Source organism: Noviherbaspirillum malthae (assembly GCF_015352985.1).
Lineage (GTDB): Bacteria > Pseudomonadota > Gammaproteobacteria > Burkholderiales > Burkholderiaceae_D > Noviherbaspirillum > Noviherbaspirillum malthae.
On sequence record NZ_JACYXF010000001.1, the window covers coordinates 477788 to 496170 of the forward strand.

Here is an 18383-nt window from a genome sequence, read left to right on the forward strand (position 1 = left end):
ATATGGCGCGCCGGCATGCCAACGCAGCGCGCTGAAACAGACTTCGTTTTTCTCATGTCCGAACCCGACCAGAACGTCATTGATGCAGCCGCCCGCCTTCTCGAAGAGGGCAGGCTGGTCGCCTTTCCCACCGAAACCGTGTACGGCCTGGGCGCCGATGCGGAAAACCCGGCGGCGGTGGCCAGCATCTATGCCGCCAAGGGGCGGCCGTCCAATCATCCGGTGATCGTGCATGTCGCGCCGGGAGCCGATATCGGCCATTGGGCGGAGGAGATTCCCGAAGAAGCGCACAAGCTGATCGCCGCCTTCTGGCCGGGACCGCTGACGCTGATTCTCAAGCGTGCCGTCCACATACCGGATGCGGTGTCCGGCGGGCAGGATTCGATCGGCCTGCGCTGTCCTTCCCATCCCGTGGCGCAGGCCCTGCTGCGCGCATTCAAGGGCGGCGGGGGAGGCGTGGCGGCGCCTTCGGCCAACCGCTTCGGCCATGTCAGCCCAACCACCGCCCAGCATGTGCGGGATGAGTTCGGCACCGCGGACGAAGGTCCGCTCGCCTGCGTGCTGGACGGCGGGCAGAGCGACGTCGGCATCGAGTCCACCATCGTCGATCTCTCGCGCATGGCCACCCATGGCCCGGTGCTGCTGCGCCCCGGGCATATCAGCACGGCGCAGATTGCCGATGTCATCGGCGTCGAACCGAGGCAGCCCGATGCGGCCGCGCCGCGCGCATCCGGGACGCTGGAAGCCCACTATGCGCCGCGCACGCCGGTGGCGCTGGTCGAATCGTCAGAGCTCGACTCTGCGGTGCAGCAGTTGAATGCAAACGGAAATCGGGTCGCCCTCATCGCGCACGGCGACGTATCCGGCGTCTCTGTCGCAGAGACCTTTGCGTTGCCGGCTTCGGCCGATGGCTACGCATATGGCCTGTATGCCGCATTGCGCAGCGCCGACCTGGTCGGCGCCGACATCATTCTGGTGCAGGCGCCGCCGCGTGAAGCGGCATGGCAGGGCGTGAACGACAGGCTGCGCCGCGCCGCCCATGATTCCAAGGGCGTGCTCGAGCGCCTGCTCGACACCCGGTAAATTCTTGCAAACTCACGGCCCGGTGGAAGTGAATTTCCCGCCGTGAAACACCAGTGCCGGCTGCGGCGTCACGTCGCAGCGCTCCACCTCGCCGACGAAGATCACATGGTCGCCTTCCGGATAGCGGCTGCGGTTATGGCATTCGAACCAGGCCGATACGCCCTTGAGAATGGGCAGGCCGGTATAGGACAGCTCGAAATCCACGCCCTCGAAACGATTGTCGATGCGCATCGCGAAGCGCTCGGCCAGCATCGCCTGGTCGCCGGACAGGATATTGATGACGTAATGCGAATTGCCGCTGAACACCGGCATGCTGCTCGCGCCCTGAGCAAGGCTCCAGAGCACCAGCGGCGGATCGAGGGAAACGGAATTGAAGGAGCTGGCGGTCAGGCCGACGAAGGTGCCGTCGGCCAGTCGTGTCGTGATCACGGTGACGCCGGTGGCGAACTGCGACAGCGCCCGGCGGAAATGCGTTGAATCGAATGCCGGCGGCTCCGCGCCGGGGAATGAATTAGACATCGGGAATCCAGGAAATTTTGTTCATTATGCCGAAAAAGCCTCGGTCATGCGGCTGCCCGGACCCGCGACCGTGAGAGTTACCGTCGGCGTATCGACCTGGCTTCGGGCGCCGGCGGACGCAGCAGCTCCTGGAAGAGCGCGGGCATCCAGGGCCGGGCCGCCAGCAGGAAGCTGAGCGAAAAACGCTCTTCATACGGCAGGCGCGTATCTTCCTGATGCTGCTGCGCAAAGTCGCGCGCCAGCTGGTTCATCCGGTCGAGCAGGGCGGCGATCGAGCGTTTGGACAGCATTACGTTGACCAGCCGCAGCGCTTCATGGTCGCCGTCGAACTGCGACGCCAGGAAATCGCTGTAGGCCTGCTCCCGAAAGAAGGTCTGGATCGGGCCGTTGGGAATCCAGCGGAAGGTGCGCGACACCAGCAGCTTGACCCGATTGTTGGGCAGCAGTTCTAGAAAGCCGATGCGGTCCAGCCGCACCAGGTGCTTGACGACTTCGGCTTCGCTCAGGGTGTAGGTCTGGACGATCTGTTCGACCGTCAGCTGGTTCAGCACCGAGACGGCCACCGCGAACAGCCGGGTATCGCCGATGATTTCCTTTTCCTGCGCATGGCTGAGCTCGGAAATCAGCCGTGATTCGTCCTGCGCCGCCATGGCCACGTCGCGAAAGTCGATGCCGGTCGCCTGCAGGATCTCGTCCAGGCGCTGCAGCGTGAAGTTCTTCTGGGAGAACATGCGCTTGACGCTGGCTTCCGACATGCCGATGCGCACGGCCAGTTCCGCATAGGTGATGCCGCGCGCCTTCATTTCACGTTTGAGGGAATCAACCAGGGAGATGGCTTGTCGCATGGAAGGGACGGGTAAGCTGAATTCAAAAAAAGAATTACACCACGGAATTGCCCGAGCAAGACATTTCCACTGCGGTTCACTCTTGATATTTGCAGAGCCGGATGGCAAGTTGAGTACAGTCAATGTTCTTGCATAGGCACGGTCATGCATTTGCGCTAAAGTCATGACATAACATGTGGAGTCCATCATGGCGACGGAAATTGCAACACTCGGCGGCGGCTGCTTCTGGTGTCTGGAAGCGGTCTATCAGGAGCTCAAAGGCGTGCAGCATGTGGAGTCCGGCTATACCGGCGGCCATGTGGCAAACCCGACCTACGAGCAGGTCTGCGACGGCAACACCGGGCATGCGGAAGTGGTGCGCCTGGAATTCGATCCGGAGCAGGTCAGCTACCGCGAGATCCTGGAAATCTTCTTCACGATCCACGATCCGACCACGCCCAACAGGCAGGGCAACGACGTCGGTACGCAGTACCGGTCCGTCATCTACTATCACACGCCCGAGCAGCACGAGATCGCGCGCCAGGTGATCGCGTGCATGGCCAACGTCTGGGATGCGCCCATCGTGACGGAGCTCAGCGCCTTGCAGCCGTACTACAAGGCCGAGGAATATCACCAGAATTATTTCCGACAGCATCCCCTGCAGGGTTACTGCGCATTTGTGGTGGCGCCCAAGGTTGCGAAATTCCGCAAGATCTTCACCGACAAGCTGAGGGCTCCGGCCTGAGAGCGCCCGCCTAAGGCAGTGCCGCAGGCGGGCGGTTGCCGGGAATCTTCAGCGTTCGTACATGTAGCGGCGCGACCACGGCAGCGTGTCGCCATGCCTGCCGGCCCTGGTGCATACGACCTGATACAGCGACACCCAGTCGTGCGCGAATGCATACGCGCATCCGCCGAGATAGACGCGCCAGATGCGGAAGCGCCTGTCGTCGACCATGGTGCGCAAATACTCCGACCGGCTTTCGAAATTGTCGGCCCAGATGCCGCAGGTCCTTGCATAGTGCCGGCGCAGGTTTTCAACATCGAAGGCCTCCAGGCCGCCTGCCTGCATCGCCTTGAGCACCGTGCTGATGTGTTCGAGTTCGCCGTGCGGGAACACATATTCCTCGATGAATTCGCCGCCGCCGTAGGCAGTCTCGCCGTCGTCGGGATCGGTCGTGGTAATGCCGTGGTTCATCGCCACGCCGTCCTCGGCAAGCAGGGAATGCATCTTCCTGAAGTAGTCGGGCAGATGCCTGGCGCCCACATGCTCGAACATGCCGACGCTGGTGATGCGGTCGAAGCTGCCGCTGACATCACGGTAGTCCTGCAGCCTTATCTCGACGCGGTCGGACAGGCCGGCGCGGGCCACGCGCTCCCTCGCCAGCTCATACTGGTTCTGCGACAGGGTGACGCCCACGCAGCGGGCGCCGAACTTGTCCGCGGCGCGCAGCACCAGCGCACCCCAGCCGCAGCCGATATCGAGCAGGGTCTGGCCGGGGCCGAGCCGGATCTTGGTCAGGATGTGGTCGATCTTTTTCAGCTGCGCGCTGCCGAGGTCCTCATCGCCGTTTTCGAAGTAGGCGCAGGAGTACACCATGTTCTCGTCGAGCCAGGCGCGGTAGAAGTCGTTGGAAACGTCGTAGTGGTAGCGGATCGCTTCCTCGTCCCGGCGCTTGGTGTGATGGAAGGAGCGGGCGATGCGCGCGAACTTGCCGGTGGGTTCCAGCGTATGCCGGGCCAGCGCATTGGCGACCGAGATGATTTCGCTGACCTTGCCCTCGACCTCGATCTTGCCCTCGACATAGGCCTTGCCCAAGTTGGAGAGCGACGGCGTCAGCAGGTAGCTCAGCGCGGATGCATGCGGCACCTTGACGGTAACGCTCGGCGCGGCCGGCCCGAAGTCCAGCCGCTGGCCGTTCCATAACTCCAGGCGCAGCGGCACTGCCGCCTGGTTGCGGATACTGTCCACCCAACTTCCCAGCCTCTTTTCCCAAAACACGATGCCACCTCCGCCAAAAGGACTGATCGAGTCATGCGATATCGGCGGATCATCCTTAAGGCTCCAAGCCTGTACGGACGATCCGCGCATTCGGCTGCGAAGTTGAACACCCTACGGCTGCAGCCGTTGCCGTTGCCAGGTACCGTCCTGCTGCAGACGGTATGCGATGCGGTCGTGAAAGCGCGACGGCCGCCCCTGCCAGAATTCGATGTAATCCGGCTTCAACCGGTAGCCGCCCCAATGCGCGGGACGAACCGGCTGCTCGCCGTATTGCTGCTGCACCTCGGCGTAATGCCTTTCCATCGCCTCGCGGTTTTCGATGGGGCGGCTCTGCGCCGACGCGATCGCAGCCAGCCGGCTCTTCAGCGGGCGGCTGTTGAAATAGGCGTCGCTCTCGTCGGCCGAAATGCGCTCGACCCGGCCTTCGATGCGCACCTGCCTCTCCAGCTGTATCCAGTAGAACAGCAATGCCGCGTACTGGTTGTTCTGCAGCTCATTGCCCTTGCGGCTTTCGTAATTGGTAAAGAAGGTGAAGCCGCGCTGGTCGACATCCTTGATCAGCAGTATCCGCGATGAAGGCCGGCCGTTGGCATCGACCGTGGAAACGCTCATGGCATTGGCTTCGGGCACCTCCGCGGCAAGCGCCTCGGCGAACCATTTCGAAAACTGGTCTATCGGGTTCGGGAAGACATCCTGCTCGGACAGGCTGGCGCGACTGTAATCCTTACGTAAATCCGCTATCGACATTGTTTTTCCTGTGTAGTATCACGCTGAACGGCGCACGAAATCAGGCCGGCGCCAGCCGCCATTATCGCAAATCGGACCTGGAGGAATTCGAACGGTTTGTCTGAGCGCGACACCACTCAAACAAGATAATTCGCACCGCGAAGGATTTCCTTGTCTTGAGTCAATGATTACGCGAAACGCGGCGGTGTCAGTCATGCAGACCGGCCTCGTCCCTGCGCACCGCCAGCGGTATGCCGGCGCCGATCAGCATGCCCATGCTCCAGAATACGGCCTTCATTCCAAGCGCGGCTCCCGCGCCGCCGAAGGCCAGGGGCAGAAGCACCTGGCACGCATTGCCAATCATGACGCGCATGCCCACGGCTTCGGCGGCACGTCCGGCCGGCGCGTGCTGATGCAGCAGCGCAAGCATGTTGGGCTGGCTCGATCCCACGGCAATGCCGAGCAGGGCCGCGACCGCCGTCAGCGACAGCGGCTGCTCCATCACGGGAATCAGCGCATAACAGAAGGCGGCAAGAGGCAGTGCGACGGAAAGCACCTGCCATTCGCCATGGCGGCGCGATATCCGGGGCATGGCAAGCCGCACGGCAAAGGTCGCCGCCGAGAAGCAGCCCAGTATCATGCCGATGGTCGATGCCGAAAAGCCGAGCCGGGTGCCGTGGATGGGCAGAATGAAGGTGAACAGGTCCCATGCGGAAGAGAGCAGGGTGCCTACGATGTAGATGCGCCGCATCTCGCGTCCCGCTATCAGGTCCAGCATGCTGTTGCGTGCGGTTGCGGCCTGCCTTGCCGGTGCTGCTGCCTTGCCTTCGTGGCCGCCGAATCCGCCGGCGGGCCGAGACCCGATCACACCCAGGACCAGCGCCGCCGTTGCCGAAACGGCGAATGCGGCAAACGAGGTCCGGTAACTGGCATGATCGATCAGGAAACCTGCGAGCACCGGCCCGCAGAAGCCTGATACCGAAAAGCCGAGGGCCAGCCAGCTGTAGTTGGATGCGCGGTCTTCATTGCTGCTGATGACCCCCACCGTATGCTGCGCCGCCACCTGTATCACCATGAATCCGGTGCCGACCAGCAGCGTGGCCAGATACAGAATGGCCAATCCGCCAATCATCGCGGGCAGGGCGCAGCCGACGACAATGGCGAGTGCCGACGCCATTAGCGGCCGGGCGATGCCGGAACGGTCGAGCATGCGCCCGGCCGGCACTGCAAACAGCATGGGAAATAGTGAAAACAAGGCAATCATGCTGCCGACCGTGAACTCGGAAGCCTGCAGCGACAAAGCGTAAAGCGAGGTGGTGATGCGCGCGCCGGACAGCGCCATGTGCGCAGTCAGCGACAGCAGGATCAGTTTAAGGATGGGCGACAAGGGAAACACTGACAAACGATCAAGGCAACCATGCTACAGGCTAACAAAAAACATGCTAGAGAAAAATTCCGCGATTGCCTCGCGTTAAAATAACGGGATGAACGCCATTATTCCCTTTCCCCAGCAAGCTGGATTGAATGACAACGCCGACAGCGACATCGATTTCGATCGCCGCTTCGGCGGCATCGCGCGCCTGTACGGTCAGGCTGCGCTGGCACGTTTTCGCTCTGCCCACATCTGCGTGATCGGCGTGGGCGGCGTCGGTTCGTGGATCGTCGAAGCGCTCGCGCGCAGCGCCGTCGGCCACATCACCATGATCGATCTGGACAATGTCGCCGAGTCCAACATCAACCGCCAGATCCATGCGCTGACCGGCACCATCGGCAAGCCCAAGGTCACGGCGCTGGCCGAGCGCATCGCCCAGATCAATCCCTATTGCAAGGTTACCGAGATCGAGGACTTCATCGATCCGGACAACCTGGACGCCATGGTCGGCGACCGCAACTACGATTACGTGATCGACGCCATCGACAGCGTGAAGGCGAAGACGGCGCTGATCGCCTATTGCCGCGCCAGGAAGATTCCGCTGATCACCATCGGCGGCGCCGGCGGCCAGATCGATCCGACGCGCATCGAAGTGCGCGACCTCTGCCGTACCGAGCAGGAGCCTCTGCTGGCAAAGGTGCGCAAGCGCCTGCGCGCCCAATACGGCTTCCCGCGCGGAACGAAGAACAAGTTCGGCATCGATGCCGTGTTCTCCACCGAACCCTTGCGCTTTCCGGAAACGGAAGAGGCCTGCGAAGTCGATGCGAATGGCAAGGCCGGCGTCACCGGACTCAACTGCGCCGGCTTTGGTTCGGCCATGGTGGTGACCGCCAGCTTCGGCCTGGTAGCCGCATCGCAGGCGCTGCGCAAGCTGGCGCAGGCTGCGGACAGGAACGCGGCCGACGGATCGACCGGGCCCGAAACTGCAGTACCGACGGCGGTGCAGGACATGGAAGACGAGGCCGACATGGCGGCCTGACGGTAACTGGCACACCGGCCAACAGCCAACAGCCAACAGCCAACAGCCAACAGCCAACAGCCAACAGCCAACAGCCAACAGCAGAAGAGCGGCATTGCCGCTCTTTTTTATTGCCGCTTCACCTTGGAGCCGCAGCCTCCTCCTAATCCAAAGCCCTTTCACCCTGCGGCGGTTCGCGCAGCAAGCGCGAGCCGAGCACTTCATATACCGAGCCGCTGCTGCCGGTGGTCGACTGCACCAGCACGATCTGGCCGGCACGCCATGCGATAGGCTCGAAAACGATGTCGGCCGGAAGAGAGGCGTCGCGGGCCAGCGTGATGTGCGGCTTGAACTTGCTGTGCCGGTCATACGCAATGCCTCGCGCCGTCAGGGCGGAATACAGATCCTGCTCCAGTGCCTCCAGTCCTTCCGGAACTTTGGTTGCTCCCGCCCAGGCGACGCGGTTGCGCGGGAAATATCCTACCTTGTCGAGGATGATGGTGTCGTCCCGCGAGGGCAGGTAGGCGAGTATTTCCTTGGCCTGCGCGATCACCGAGGCAGGCTGCATGCCTAGGAAGGCCAGCGTCAGATGAAGATTGCCGTAGGGTATCCACCGCCCCTGCATCGGCGCCTGCAGCTGCATCAATGCGGTCCGCACTTCGTCATCGGGCCAAAGCGCAAAGAAGAGGCGCAGTTTGTCGTTGGTATCGATGCTCATGTCAATTCCGCTCAATTCTGCTGTCATTGGTTGGCCTGCCCGGAGGTGTCATCGGGAGCAGGTTAACATCTTTATTCCGTGCCGCCTCTGACCGGCGTCATTGCGCGATGGCGGCGCGGCAAGCAATGCCGTCCACGTTCAATGCACCAAATGCGTCAATGGCAGAGCGTCGTGCCGCGATCGCTGAAGCCGTATTTCTCCACCGGCAGAAACTCCCATTCGTAAGCTTTCTCCTTCAGCGTCAGCTTGAGCACGCCCAGTGTCGAGTTGTCGCTGACCTGGCTGTGCGATTTGCGGAAGCGGAATGGCGTCAGCTGCGCGCCTCCGGTGCCGACCACGAATTGCCTGAGGCCGCGCCGCTCATCGCGCCGCCCGTCCGCATCCTGCGGCGCAAAACGCTCATAGCCGTGATCGTGCGAAGCGAGGACAAGTTCCGCATTGGCTTCGTGAAGAATGTGCCAGGCTTCCTGCATGCGCTTGCTGCTGCCGTGGCCGCCGGAACTGTAAAGCGGGTGATGCCAGTAAGCCAGCGTGCAGGAGGAAGGGTTGGCCGCCAGGTCCCTGCGCAGCCAGTCGAGCTGCTTCCCGTGTTCCTCGGGATTGAGATAGCTGTTGAGGGACGCCACATGCCAGCTTCCGATATTGAAGCTGTAATAGCCGAGCTGCGCCGGACCGGCGGCGGCGCCGAAGTAGCGGTAATACCCGACTGCCTGCGGCGTGTAGTACTCATGGTTGCCCGGCGCCGGATGCGTGCGGTCCTTGAATTTTCCCCAGGTGGCGTCATAGCAGCCGGTGAATTCTTCCGGCAGGCCGACGGGATAGGTGTGATCGCCAAGCGTCAGCACGACCGCTTCCTTGTCGGCAGCGAGCCTTGCGGCAACGAGGCCGGCAGTTCTGGCCGCGCCGCTGTCCTGAGGGCGATACTGCTTGCAGTCGGCGATGTCGCCAGCGGCATAGATCGCCACGCCCTTGTCCGCCAGTACCGCCTGTTTCTCCGCTTCTTCGCGCGCATGCTTGTCGCTGACGCATCCGCTCAAGCAGCCGCCCAGGCTTGCCATGAGCAGCGAGGTCTTCAGGAAGGGAAGGGATTTCAGCGGGTTCAGGCGCAAGGCACGCAGGGTCATGGCACTCCATTCGGTACACGGAATTGATTTGCGAACGGAATGATATGCGCACGCGCGCTTGTGTGCCTGCGAGCCCATGCGCGATGGACGGGCGCACGGAAGACGGCAAGGTTTGAGTCGGCGAAGAAGGCCGGCTCTCGCCGCCTCTTTACCTTCGCCGGAGAGCGCTTGCATCGAAGATGCCGGACTTCCCTGCGAAATGGAACGAACAGAAAAAACGGAAAGCCGGCGCGAGCAGGCCGATTGAACCTCGGAATCTCAGAATTCATTCTCCCGGAAAGCCCGCTCGGCGCGCTCCTGCGCGGCCTTCCATGCTTCCTCTTCGGTCGGGAACATGCCGGCGGGAATATAAGTTTCCGCGATTTCCGGCTCGCGCGTCAGGCGCACATAGACCTGCGCCTCGAAGGTGTCGTCCGGCTGCCTGACCGCAAGTATGCGAGCCAGATGCGTTCCGCTTTGCAGCGTGCGTCCGGGCTGCGGCGATTCATTCGTCTGGCCCAAGGCAAGCTCGTCGCGTTCCACGTCGCGTTGCCCTGCGGACTTCTCTCCGCTGCCGATGTCCGCTTCATCCATCAGGTGCCTGGTTTCGGGTGCCATTGCATTTCTCCTTTGCGATTGCATCTGCGTGAATCCGGAAGATGCGTTTCATATCAGGGTCGACGCAAGTTTCTGATGCGTCCCGGTTCTCCGTATGATGGCCTTGCCTTGCGATAGTTCTGGTGCACGCTTGCAATGCAATGAACCGGTTCCTGCCTTCCGCCGCGACGAACCATCCCATCATGCCTTCGTCTAATTTGCTTTGGAGGCCAATATGAACAACGACAAGCAAAGCACGGTTGAAGTCGGCAAGGGCGATCGCGAAGCCGTTCGCACCAAAGACAATCCGATCGGCATCGACGACATCGGATTGCCGTCGGGTATGCCGAAAGATGAAACGACCAGGCTGCAGGACATTCAGCCAGACCCGGCGAAGACGCAGCAGAAGCAGTAAGCCGCATCGGCAGAACGAAGTCACCCGGAAGCAGGCAGGGCCGGCTGCAGAGACCGGTCGCTGCCGTCAACGAACAAGGAGAAGCAGATGGCAAGCAAGGCGGAATGCGACAAATTTGCTGCGCAACTCGCCCAGCGTTTCGAAGAATATACCCGTTGGGCAATCGAACACTGGCCGAACAAGGACTTTCCCCTGCTTGCTTCGGACTTCGGCGAATCACGCCGTGAACTGAGCAATATTCTCGGTCCCAAACTCAGTGAGGGCGAAGATCCTTCGGATCCGCCAGGAAACTCCGATGCGGGCCAATACCGCGATGTCACCCCCATGCCCTGGCCTTGAGCCGAGGCGCCGGGCAGGCAGGAGAGCATGATCAAGCCCGGCAGGAAAATTCCTTGAGGCGACACAAGCCGGAACCGCTCCAGCCGGGGCCTAATGTTAATAATTTAACCACAGCAGAGGAAATCATGACCCCGGCCGACATCATGAAAATCATCAGGACCTATGAGGCCAGCAGCGATACTTCATGGACGACCATGGTGCGCGAGCATGCCAAGTGCCTTGCTTCCGTTTCGGACCGGCTGAGTCCTCAGGAAATGGAGAAACTGGTCGAGATTGCAGCCGCCTCGTATCACAAGGCCAAGAACGAGTATCAAGCCAGCGTTGAATACGATCTGCTGATCCTGCGCCTGAACGCGCAGATGGAAAAGCGGCAGCAATCCAAATAAGCAGATAACTGGTGGGCGATGGTGCGGGTTCGGTGCCGGCTCGTTTGGCCAAGCGGCGCTCATGCAGCCTGCGCTTCGTCCTTGATGCAATTCCAAAAAAAATCCCGCGAACGAAATACTCTAGTCGATCGCGGGTCAATCCCCATAACAGGGAGGAGACGGGAACGCCCGGCAGATGCTGGCGCATCTGGCGGACGTGTTGATTCTCCCGCCAAAGCAGGGCGATGACGTTAACTGATGAGGATTGTTGAGTTACGCCTTCCCTATGTAGTAGGGAAGAAGCGGAAGAGAGAGTGCATGCCTCCGCCGCGAAGGGGCGTGATGTGACAGGCAGCAGAGTAGGGCTGTCAGGTCTCAATCCTGTAACAGGAGGATCGCGGCGCACAAGCCGCTGACGCCCAGCAGAATCTTGGTCAGCCCGCTTGCGCGCTCAGGTGTCTCGTCCCAGAAGCGGCGGCGCGGAATCTGCGGCGGCGTTAGGGGAAAGCCACAGCGCGGGCATGACGACTTGGTGGAGGCCGTCTGCTTCTTGCAGTCAGGGCAGGTCGTTTTCGGCATGATAAAGTTTCAATTTTTCAAGCCCGTATTAGAACGTAAACATGCCTTGCGGTACAGCTTTCCGCATATAAATCTCATTACACTCAGCTTGATAAGCTCAGCGTAGTGTGATTCCCTCCCTGATTGGCAATGTTACATTGCGTAACGTTGGTGGAGCCGCCGATCAAGGCCGGCTACAGTCATTATGCCGATTCTCTAACATCATTGGACGGCATCTCCCTGATTCGGTTTAAGGCTTCGTCATGAAACGTGTTATCGCTTCAATCTTGCCTGCACTGCTGCTGTCGGCTTGCGTTGCCGTTCCTGTCGATGAACCCTATCCGGTCCACTCGTCTGTCCAGGTTTACAGCGACCCCTATCCGGTCTATCCCTACTACGGAGTGCCGCGTCCGATTTACGGCCCGCCCGTTTATGTCGGACCGCCGGTCTATGTCCCGCAAGGGCCGAGGTATGGAGACCGTGGCTGGCATCCAGGATATCGGGAACATGGCCCTCATCCCTATCCTCGCCAGCATCCGGGCGCGCGTCCGGACGGTCCTGCTTCACAACCGCATTCTCATCCGGGCCCCCGAAACGAGGCGCAACCACGTCGAGGGCGGGGATCGGCATCAGGGCCCGGTGCACCCGGCTACACCCCTGGCGGTCCAGAGGGCAGGGGCGGCAGAGGGGCAATGAGGCAGTAAGTCAACCAGCCTGAATGAAGCCGCAGGCCTGAAGCGAGGCTGCAATTGCAGGAGAGACGCGGGAAAGCAAGACATTGATTTCAATGGCAAATCATTGAAATCATGGTCCGCCGACAGGAATCGAAAAATTGCTTCAATGCCTCGTGAATGCTGGAGCCTGCAGAGAGCCTAGTTTTTTATACCCCCAAAAATACCCCCGGATATTTTCGCTGGAGTAACCTCAAGCAAGTATGCGAGGCTCCCTCGCTCGAAAGACGATAGTGGGAGTTGTCGATGGCATGGATTAGTTGTCGGTTGTCGCTCTGGTTGTCGCTAAAAAGCTAAAAACCCAGCCGGTTAGGGCTGGGTTTCCATGGTCGGGGTTTCTGACTCGGGGTACTCGCCGACTAATCCCCGCGCGGCCCGATAAAGAAGCTCAGGGGCGGAACCGCGCATTCTCCCCTTTATGCTTCTGCCGGGAACGTGCCTTTGACAAGCAAGGTAGGCCGGGGCACTGTCATCGCAAGGCGTTCTTCAGCCAGGATGGCAATCATGTTCTTGGTGAAAAAGTCGGCATGCTGCGTGGCCACTTCAACGGTTGCCTGTTGACGGTCATACAGGCGGGCGGCGCGGACAAAGTCGCCAACCAGGAAATCATCTTCCCCGATCGCATCAGTCACCACCACCGGCACGCGCCAGGTAACCGTACGGCCGTCGGCATCTGTTACGTTCAAAGTCACCAGGAACCGGCCTTCGGAGTCCTTTTCCAGCTCCAAGCGCTCAAGGCCGACCGGGTTGATCACAATGCCGCTTGCGACGCCGCGAGCCAACTGAATCTGGGTGATTGCCCGGCGCAGAGTGTCGTTTGCCGTATCGCCGGCGACAGTGCGGTTATAGGCGGTCGCCTGGGTCATCAAGCCGTTAATATTCGAGCCGTCGCCAGAGCCAAGCAGAAGCTGTGTGTCTTCGGCTAGTTGCAGCTCATCGAGCAGCGTGTTGTTCACGAAGTCCTGCAGTGCTGCATTATCGTCCATGAGCTGGCGCGATGCCGGCACCCAGCATGCGATTGTGGCTACCTTGGCCGTCTCCAACTCAAAATCCATGCCGAGTTCGGCCTTTTGAGTGCCTTCACCCTCTTGGACCGCGGCGGCGCCAGTGCGGGTGGCCTTCACATATTCGATGGAAGTGGCGGTCGTTGGCTTGGTAATCAGCAGATCGCGGACAGTCAGCCGGCGCGCAAGCGGACCGTACATTTCCGTATCGCGCTGCGCAACGCCGGGGAAATCAGCATTCGTAATGGCTGCCTTTTGGCCTAGCGGGAAGGACTTGACCGGGATGCGAATGCTTCGCAGCGAGCCGTCGCGCAGGTTGCTGAGCTGGTCGCTTTTGGTGACCAAGGAGCCAACATCTTCAGCCTGTTCTCCAGCGCCAGCGCCAATCAAGTTACCACCACGGGCAGCTTTTTGCGCCAACTCCATGATCATTGCATCATGGTCCTCAATCTTTTTGTTCTGCTCTTCCAACGTTTTCTGGTTGTCGACGATGACGCTCTTTACCTTCTTGACCAGGGTCTTGACCATCACGGTGGTATCGCCGTCGTCGTGGTTATCATCGTCATCGCGCTCATTCTGGCTTCCGCCGCGGGCGCTCTTGATGTGAAGTTTGGTCGGATCGATGTTCATTTTTTAGCCTTTCGTGAGGGTGCTAAGGGTTCGGATCGCGAGTGCGAGCTCGCTTTTCAGGCCGTCGTTATCCTGCTGGCCTAAGGGGCTCGACCAGCCGCGCGTCGCAATGCGCCGTGCCTCTGAGCGAGAGTAACCAACGTCATCGCGCAGGAATCGCTCGAAGTCGCGGACATTGTTGGGAAGGGATTTGACGGACGTAATGCGTGCGGCGTGGTTTGCCGGCACAGCGACAACCGAGATCTCGACCAGGTTGACCTGCTTGAGCAGGTTGACCTTGCCGTCCTGGATCATGTCGACCAGCTCATATCCGATCGACATGCCGAGGGCGCCGTCTTTGGCCAGCGCATGGGCTTCGGCGCCGCGCTGCGTTCCGAGAGTGAAGCGGCCGGTCACCTTCAGGCCGTACCTGTCTTCGGAAACATCGAGCCACTTGCCGATGGGCTCCTTCAGGTTGTGGGCCCAAAGCATGGCCGGCATGGTGTCGTTTGCGATGTGCTGCTTCAGCGAGCGGGCGAACGCGCCAGGCGCGATAACGTCGCCGTAGGAATCGACCGGGCCATTGAACGTGGCCGCATAGCCTTCGAATATGCCATTCGAATCGGTCTTGGCGTCTTTTAACTGCAGGGTAGGGGTGTGGCGCTCTCTCATTTCGCGATCTCGTTAAGCAAAGTAAAACCAAGCCCTGTTGGGCTTTCCTTGCCACACAAAACCGCTCGTCTCAAGCGCTGAAGGTGGGGCGTTGCGCATCTCACGCAACGTTTATGAAGCCGGAGCATAGCAGCTGGAAAATTGCTCGTCAACAAGCATTGAGGAATTGTGTGCAGGCTTTTTTCCTGCTGCTGCGCATTTGCTGTATGCGCGGATTCCCTTGTCATATAAGGCTCCCTTGAGGATTTGGTCAGTAAAAACGAAACTTTTTTTTTGCTCAAAAACCCCCACTGCCTGAAATTTCCGGCGAAGGAAAAAAACCTGCGCGTGGGGTACCGGGCGGTCTAGGTCAGAAAGGGCGTCAGACTTTTGACCCCCCCCTATCCCCGTCGCTGGAACGATGGAACGTTCCAATGGAACGGCGCGCCGGCGCTCGCGTCGAGCCAATACCGGGCGCTTAGTCGTTCCAGTGCCAGATCAGTTGGGGCTGTGCTTTGCTTGTTCGTCGGCCAGGAAGCGACGATGCCGCTCAATGATCCGATCGATAGCTTCGGGCAGGAATTCGCCAATGAGCCTGGGCTCGCTCATTGGTCGGCGCTCCGCGGCAGCGCTCGTGTCCGTGCTGTCTTGCGGTTCATGCAACGTTCTCATGCTGTTGTCGTTTTTCATCGATCTGTCTTTGGAATGGTCTTTGTCGCTGAATGTGTCGGCGCAGCCTGGTACATCAGCCACCGAACCCTTTTCGCCGCTCAATGTGCGTTGCTTGCGACGTTGGTTTAGGACCGATCCATTCTGAGAAACTGCAGGTCGGGCCGTCGAATCTGAGGCCTAGGTCGGCCAGAGGACCATTCCGTTGCTTTCGGATGAGCACATCAGCATATCCATGCAGTTGCGGATTGTTCGGCTCATGCATTTCGGGACGGTGCACAAAGACCACGATATCGGCGTCTTGCTCAATCTCACCCGAATCGCGCAGGTCCGAGAGGATGGGCTTGCGATCGCCGCGGTCTTCAGGTTTGCGGTTCAGCTGGGCCAGCGCGATGATCGCGACGTCGAGTTCTTTGGCAAGCGCTTTCAGACCACGGGAATAGGATCCGATCTGCTCATGGCGCTTCTCGCCGTCGCCGCCGGTCATGAGGCCGATGTAGTCGACGATGATGACGTCCAGCCCGTGCTTCCGCTTCCAGGCCTTTGCTTTCATCCGTAGCTCGATGAGCGCGATCGCTGGCGTCTCATCAATCGAAAACCGCATGGGTTCGAGTGCACTGCAACCACGGGTGACGGAATCCCATGCCAATGTGTCGCCGGCGTCAATGTGGTTCAGCAGTCGGGAAAGGTGGATCTGTCCTCGGTTTGCCAAAGCCCTGCCGACCAGCTCCTGCCCTGACATCTCCATCGAAAACATGAGAACGCTGTATGTGGTCGCCATGTTCAATCCGATGTCAACGGATAGCGCGGTCTTACCTTGGGAAGGGCGCCCGGCAACGATGACCAGTTGGCCACCACGGAGTCCGCCATTGAACATCTGGTCCAGGCTGTGGATCCCTGTCGGGATGGCCGCTTCTAGTCCCTGGCTTCTGCGATCTGTCTCATTGATGAACTCGGTCAGCAGCTCCGAGATCATCTTGGGTTCAGTGCGCGCGCGGCGCTCGGCCAGCTTAGACACCATGGATTGCACCTGGTCGAGAACTTGGTCCGCTGTCTGGCCTCGGGGGTTCTGCGCTAGCTCGGCAGCTTTGCCCGTGACATGGAGCAGCCCACGGAGCAGAGCCTTCTCGACCACGATGTCCGCGTATCGAGCAACATTAGCGGCGCTAGGCGTGCTTTGCGCAATTAGGTTGAGGTAGGGTAGCAACCCCTCAACAAAAGCCCCTCCACGGTTCTGTAATCCATCCCAAATCGAAATTACGTCGGCAGGCTGCCCCTTGGAAATGCATTGCATGATCTGCGCAAAGATGGCGCGGTGGTCTTCCCGATAAAAATGCCGGCTCTGAAGTTGGCCGATCCGGTCAATCGCGCCATTGTCCAAGAGCAGGCCGCCAAGAACCGCTTGCTCTGCTTCGATGGAATGCGGAAGGGTAAAGGCGTCGGCAGGTGCGTTCATGCGCGCCTCCGGGTTTCGTACATGCCTTCACGGATCTTGGCGAAGTTTTCCGGCCTGGTGATCCATTCGAGACTCACGAGGAATTGTTCCTTCGTCTGGCCAACAAGGAAGGGACATTCCGCTGCGATGTACTCGAAGAGCTTCCGCCAGTAGTCGAGGTTCTGCCGGCTCTTGTCCTCATTCCATCGGGCGCGAAGTTGTGAAGACCGCTTCGGCGTCCAAGTCTTGACCTGCGGGCACATCGGTAAGGCCTCGTGGTAGAGGTCAATGATTTGCTGATGCGGGCAATTCGGCTTTGCGGTTTTTCCTTGACTGCTTCCCTGGTCGCCAGCATCGCTGGTGACGACTAACCCGTCAGGGTTAGTAATAACTTCCATTCCTTTCCATTCCTTTCCATTAGACTCCATTCCATTCCGTACCCGAGCGCTCGACGAGTCGTCGCCAACTGTTTGTGGATTGGTCGGCGAGTCCTCGGCGATATATACGGGAGCAGGAGGAGATTGCTCATCGATTTTTTCGCTGTTCGGCAATGGATGGCGATAGGTCGGTTTTTCTATCCTTTGATGCTTTTTCCATCCTGTTACACGCAAGAATGCTTGGTTTTCAACGGAATAGCGTTCAAGCAGCTTTACCTTCAACAGCTCGTCGACCATGGTCTGGATCTCGCGATCCGTAATGGTGTCGGAAGGGAAGATCTCCATCTTCAAGCGCTTGACCGAATCAGGATGTATTCCGTTGTCGTCACAAAAATTCCACATGCCGACGAACATAAGGCGAGCAAGCGGCGAGCATTCGACGACTTGTTCGGACGTCCAAAACTCAGGTTTGATGGTGCGAATTCGAGACATCGTTACGCTCCCACATCACGGCCTGGATAGGTCTTTTGCACTGCGCAGTCGACCAGGATCTGAGCTTGAGCTTTTTCTGAGAACTCGTCGAAGTGGGCCAGTGTTTCGGAGATCGACCACCGGTATTCCTCGCCGGCGCGCTCTACCGAAAAGAAGCAGCGATCATCCGGGAATCCGAAACCTAGGTTTGTGCCGCGGTACACGGCGCGCGGAGCTGGTGCTTGGTTCATGACAAGCCTCCTTGCTTGGACTTGACCATCCGTTCAAGGGCTGTGCCTTCCCGGTCCAATTCGCTTCGAAGCCTGGTCACCAGCGTGGCAACTGCTACGGACAAACCACCGCGCAGGTAAAGGGATAGCGGCTGGCCGCCCTCATCCTCGCGGTCCCGCTCGATCTCGTCGGCCGCAAGGATGCTCGTGATGCATTCGAGAGCATAGGCGGTCTGGTAGGCGTGCTCGATGGCATTGGCAGCTCGGCCCAGTTCATGGCTATGGCTACGGAACAGATCGATGTCGAACCGCTGATAGCGCTCGTTCAGCGGATTGGGCGTGGTAGATGGGGTGGGTTTGGAAGTGGTCGCATTCATGCTGCACCTCCAACCAGGACGGTTAAATCACGGACCACGTCTTCGGTAAGAGCGAGACAGGTGGTGAGGGTGACTTGCCGTGCGTCTTGCGGCAGCTTTTCAAGGACGGACAGCAAAGCGGCTGCAGTGTCGGCTCGGGCCGCCGCGCGCGCAATGATTTCGGAATGGGAATGTACGGGCGAGTTAGTGCCAG

Annotated in this window: 22 protein-coding genes; 6 read left to right on the forward strand and 16 right to left on the reverse strand. The window is 59.9% G+C overall.

All coding sequences use genetic code 11. The features are described from left to right. Positions 1–15: 15 nt before the first annotated feature. The gene (locus tag IGW03_RS02415; RefSeq protein WP_438943614.1) at positions 16–1083 is read left to right on the forward strand and encodes an L-threonylcarbamoyladenylate synthase; all 1068 of its coding nucleotides are present in this window, start codon (positions 16–18) and stop codon (positions 1081–1083) included. Positions 1084–1095: 12 nt separating this feature from the next. Here IGW03_RS02415 and IGW03_RS02420 read toward each other — a convergent pair whose 3' ends face one another. Together IGW03_RS02420 and IGW03_RS02425 are read right to left on the reverse strand one after the other, a co-directional pair. Beyond that, on the reverse strand, positions 1096–1602 hold the full coding sequence (locus IGW03_RS02420; RefSeq protein ID WP_194720902.1) for a flavin reductase family protein: 507 nt from the start codon (positions 1600–1602) through the stop codon (positions 1096–1098). Between the two features lie 77 nt (positions 1603–1679). Next, entirely contained in the window at positions 1680–2447 is a 768-nt protein-coding gene (locus IGW03_RS02425; RefSeq protein ID WP_228534909.1) for a helix-turn-helix domain-containing protein, read from the reverse strand. A 187-nt stretch (positions 2448–2634) separates the two neighbouring features. On the opposite strand from IGW03_RS02425, the gene msrA reads away from it, so the two are divergent. Then, positions 2635–3171 carry a peptide-methionine (S)-S-oxide reductase MsrA gene (gene msrA, locus IGW03_RS02430; protein ID WP_194720903.1) on the forward strand — a complete coding sequence of 179 codons (537 nt, stop codon included), beginning with the start codon at positions 2635–2637 and terminating at the stop codon, positions 3169–3171. Positions 3172–3219: 48 nt separating this feature from the next. On the opposite strand, the gene IGW03_RS02435 is transcribed toward msrA, so the two are convergent. The 3 genes from IGW03_RS02435 to IGW03_RS02445 form a co-directional block, all read right to left on the reverse strand. Beyond that, a complete protein-coding gene (locus tag IGW03_RS02435; RefSeq protein WP_194720904.1) occupies positions 3220–4425 on the reverse strand; it encodes a class I SAM-dependent methyltransferase in 1206 nt (401 codons plus the stop codon). Between the two features lie 111 nt (positions 4426–4536). Continuing rightward, positions 4537–5172, reverse strand: a complete 636-nt coding sequence (pdxH, locus tag IGW03_RS02440; protein ID WP_194720905.1) for a pyridoxamine 5'-phosphate oxidase — start codon at positions 5170–5172, stop codon at positions 4537–4539. Between the two features lie 187 nt (positions 5173–5359). Continuing rightward, positions 5360–6538, reverse strand: a complete 1179-nt coding sequence (locus tag IGW03_RS02445) for an MFS transporter (RefSeq protein WP_194720906.1) — start codon at positions 6536–6538, stop codon at positions 5360–5362. 97 nt (positions 6539–6635) lie between these two features. Here IGW03_RS02445 and tcdA point away from each other — a divergent pair, with 97 nt between their 5' ends. Then, entirely contained in the window at positions 6636–7562 is a 927-nt protein-coding gene (gene tcdA / locus IGW03_RS02450; protein ID WP_194720907.1) for a tRNA cyclic N6-threonylcarbamoyladenosine(37) synthase TcdA, read from the forward strand. Between the two features lie 142 nt (positions 7563–7704). Here the strand turns inward: tcdA and thpR are convergent, their stop codons facing one another. The 3 genes from thpR to IGW03_RS02465 all read right to left on the reverse strand — a co-directional run bounded on the left by thpR (position 7705) and on the right by IGW03_RS02465 (position 9980). Then, positions 7705–8259 carry an RNA 2',3'-cyclic phosphodiesterase gene (gene thpR / locus IGW03_RS02455; RefSeq protein WP_194720908.1) on the reverse strand — a complete coding sequence of 185 codons (555 nt, stop codon included), beginning with the start codon at positions 8257–8259 and terminating at the stop codon, positions 7705–7707. A gap of 155 nt (positions 8260–8414) precedes the next feature. Continuing rightward, positions 8415–9383 carry a metallophosphoesterase family protein gene (locus IGW03_RS02460; RefSeq protein WP_228534911.1) on the reverse strand — a complete coding sequence of 323 codons (969 nt, stop codon included), beginning with the start codon at positions 9381–9383 and terminating at the stop codon, positions 8415–8417. Between the two features lie 258 nt (positions 9384–9641). Beyond that, entirely contained in the window at positions 9642–9980 is a 339-nt protein-coding gene (locus IGW03_RS02465) for a hypothetical protein (protein ID WP_228534915.1), read from the reverse strand. Positions 9981–10194: 214 nt separating this feature from the next. Between IGW03_RS02465 and IGW03_RS02470 the strand changes: the two genes are divergently transcribed. The 3 genes from IGW03_RS02470 (at position 10195) to IGW03_RS02480 (ending at position 11099) form a co-directional block, all read left to right on the forward strand. Continuing rightward, positions 10195–10374 (forward strand): hypothetical protein, encoded by a 180-nt coding sequence (locus tag IGW03_RS02470; protein WP_194720909.1) that lies wholly within the window; start codon positions 10195–10197, stop codon positions 10372–10374. A gap of 87 nt (positions 10375–10461) precedes the next feature. Beyond that, positions 10462–10713: a hypothetical protein gene (locus IGW03_RS02475; RefSeq protein ID WP_194720910.1), complete on the forward strand. Its 252-nt coding sequence runs from the start codon at positions 10462–10464 to the stop codon at positions 10711–10713. A gap of 125 nt (positions 10714–10838) precedes the next feature. Beyond that, positions 10839–11099 (forward strand): hypothetical protein, encoded by a 261-nt coding sequence (locus tag IGW03_RS02480; protein WP_194720911.1) that lies wholly within the window; start codon positions 10839–10841, stop codon positions 11097–11099. Positions 11100–11453: 354 nt separating this feature from the next. Here IGW03_RS02480 and IGW03_RS02485 read toward each other — a convergent pair whose 3' ends face one another. The 8 genes from IGW03_RS02485 to IGW03_RS02520 form a co-directional block, all read right to left on the reverse strand. Beyond that, positions 11454–11657, reverse strand: a complete 204-nt coding sequence (locus IGW03_RS02485; protein ID WP_194720912.1) for a hypothetical protein — start codon at positions 11655–11657, stop codon at positions 11454–11456. Positions 11658–12783: 1126 nt separating this feature from the next. Then, positions 12784–14001 (reverse strand): phage major capsid protein, encoded by a 1218-nt coding sequence (locus IGW03_RS02490; RefSeq protein ID WP_194720913.1) that lies wholly within the window; start codon positions 13999–14001, stop codon positions 12784–12786. Positions 14002–14004: 3 nt separating this feature from the next. Continuing rightward, positions 14005–14652 (reverse strand): HK97 family phage prohead protease, encoded by a 648-nt coding sequence (locus tag IGW03_RS02495; RefSeq protein ID WP_194720914.1) that lies wholly within the window; start codon positions 14650–14652, stop codon positions 14005–14007. Between the two features lie 477 nt (positions 14653–15129). Further along, entirely contained in the window at positions 15130–15405 is a 276-nt protein-coding gene (locus tag IGW03_RS02500) for a hypothetical protein (protein ID WP_194720915.1), read from the reverse strand. Next, a complete protein-coding gene (locus tag IGW03_RS02505) occupies positions 15377–16756 on the reverse strand; it encodes a replicative DNA helicase (protein ID WP_194720916.1) in 1380 nt (459 codons plus the stop codon). The genes IGW03_RS02500 and IGW03_RS02505 overlap by 29 nt, the downstream gene beginning before the upstream one ends. Beyond that, a complete protein-coding gene (locus IGW03_RS02510; RefSeq protein WP_194720917.1) occupies positions 16753–17604 on the reverse strand; it encodes a hypothetical protein in 852 nt (283 codons plus the stop codon). The genes IGW03_RS02505 and IGW03_RS02510 overlap by 4 nt, the downstream gene beginning before the upstream one ends. A gap of 2 nt (positions 17605–17606) precedes the next feature. Then, the gene (locus tag IGW03_RS02515) at positions 17607–17834 is read right to left on the reverse strand and encodes a hypothetical protein (protein WP_194720918.1); all 228 of its coding nucleotides are present in this window, start codon (positions 17832–17834) and stop codon (positions 17607–17609) included. Continuing rightward, entirely contained in the window at positions 17831–18190 is a 360-nt protein-coding gene (locus IGW03_RS02520) for a hypothetical protein (RefSeq protein ID WP_194720919.1), read from the reverse strand. The genes IGW03_RS02515 and IGW03_RS02520 overlap by 4 nt, the downstream gene beginning before the upstream one ends. Between the last annotated feature and the right edge of the window lie 193 nt (positions 18191–18383).

Bases quoted from the DNA above. Each gene is read 5' to 3' on its own strand.
- IGW03_RS02415 (WP_438943614.1), top strand. From the start codon at position 16: ATGCCAACGCAGCGCGCTGAAACAGACTTCGTTTTTCTCATGTCCGAA.
- IGW03_RS02420 (WP_194720902.1), bottom strand. From the start codon at position 1,602: ATGTCTAATTCATTCCCCGGCGCGGAGCCGCCGGCATTCGATTCAACG.
- IGW03_RS02425 (WP_228534909.1), bottom strand. From the start codon at position 2,447: ATGCGACAAGCCATCTCCCTGGTTGATTCCCTCAAACGTGAAATGAAG.
- msrA (WP_194720903.1), top strand. From the start codon at position 2,635: ATGGCGACGGAAATTGCAACACTCGGCGGCGGCTGCTTCTGGTGTCTG.
- pdxH (WP_194720905.1), bottom strand. From the start codon at position 5,172: ATGTCGATAGCGGATTTACGTAAGGATTACAGTCGCGCCAGCCTGTCC.
- tcdA (WP_194720907.1), top strand. From the start codon at position 6,636: ATGAACGCCATTATTCCCTTTCCCCAGCAAGCTGGATTGAATGACAAC.
- thpR (WP_194720908.1), bottom strand. From the start codon at position 8,259: ATGAGCATCGATACCAACGACAAACTGCGCCTCTTCTTTGCGCTTTGG.
- IGW03_RS02460 (WP_228534911.1), bottom strand. From the start codon at position 9,383: ATGACCCTGCGTGCCTTGCGCCTGAACCCGCTGAAATCCCTTCCCTTC.
- IGW03_RS02465 (WP_228534915.1), bottom strand. From the start codon at position 9,980: ATGGCACCCGAAACCAGGCACCTGATGGATGAAGCGGACATCGGCAGC.
- IGW03_RS02470 (WP_194720909.1), top strand. From the start codon at position 10,195: ATGAACAACGACAAGCAAAGCACGGTTGAAGTCGGCAAGGGCGATCGC.
- IGW03_RS02475 (WP_194720910.1), top strand. From the start codon at position 10,462: ATGGCAAGCAAGGCGGAATGCGACAAATTTGCTGCGCAACTCGCCCAG.
- IGW03_RS02480 (WP_194720911.1), top strand. From the start codon at position 10,839: ATGACCCCGGCCGACATCATGAAAATCATCAGGACCTATGAGGCCAGC.
- IGW03_RS02485 (WP_194720912.1), bottom strand. From the start codon at position 11,657: ATGCCGAAAACGACCTGCCCTGACTGCAAGAAGCAGACGGCCTCCACC.
- IGW03_RS02490 (WP_194720913.1), bottom strand. From the start codon at position 14,001: ATGAACATCGATCCGACCAAACTTCACATCAAGAGCGCCCGCGGCGGA.
- IGW03_RS02495 (WP_194720914.1), bottom strand. From the start codon at position 14,652: ATGAGAGAGCGCCACACCCCTACCCTGCAGTTAAAAGACGCCAAGACC.
- IGW03_RS02505 (WP_194720916.1), bottom strand. From the start codon at position 16,756: ATGAACGCACCTGCCGACGCCTTTACCCTTCCGCATTCCATCGAAGCA.
- IGW03_RS02510 (WP_194720917.1), bottom strand. From the start codon at position 17,604: ATGTCTCGAATTCGCACCATCAAACCTGAGTTTTGGACGTCCGAACAA.
- IGW03_RS02515 (WP_194720918.1), bottom strand. From the start codon at position 17,834: ATGAACCAAGCACCAGCTCCGCGCGCCGTGTACCGCGGCACAAACCTA.
- IGW03_RS02520 (WP_194720919.1), bottom strand. From the start codon at position 18,190: ATGAATGCGACCACTTCCAAACCCACCCCATCTACCACGCCCAATCCG.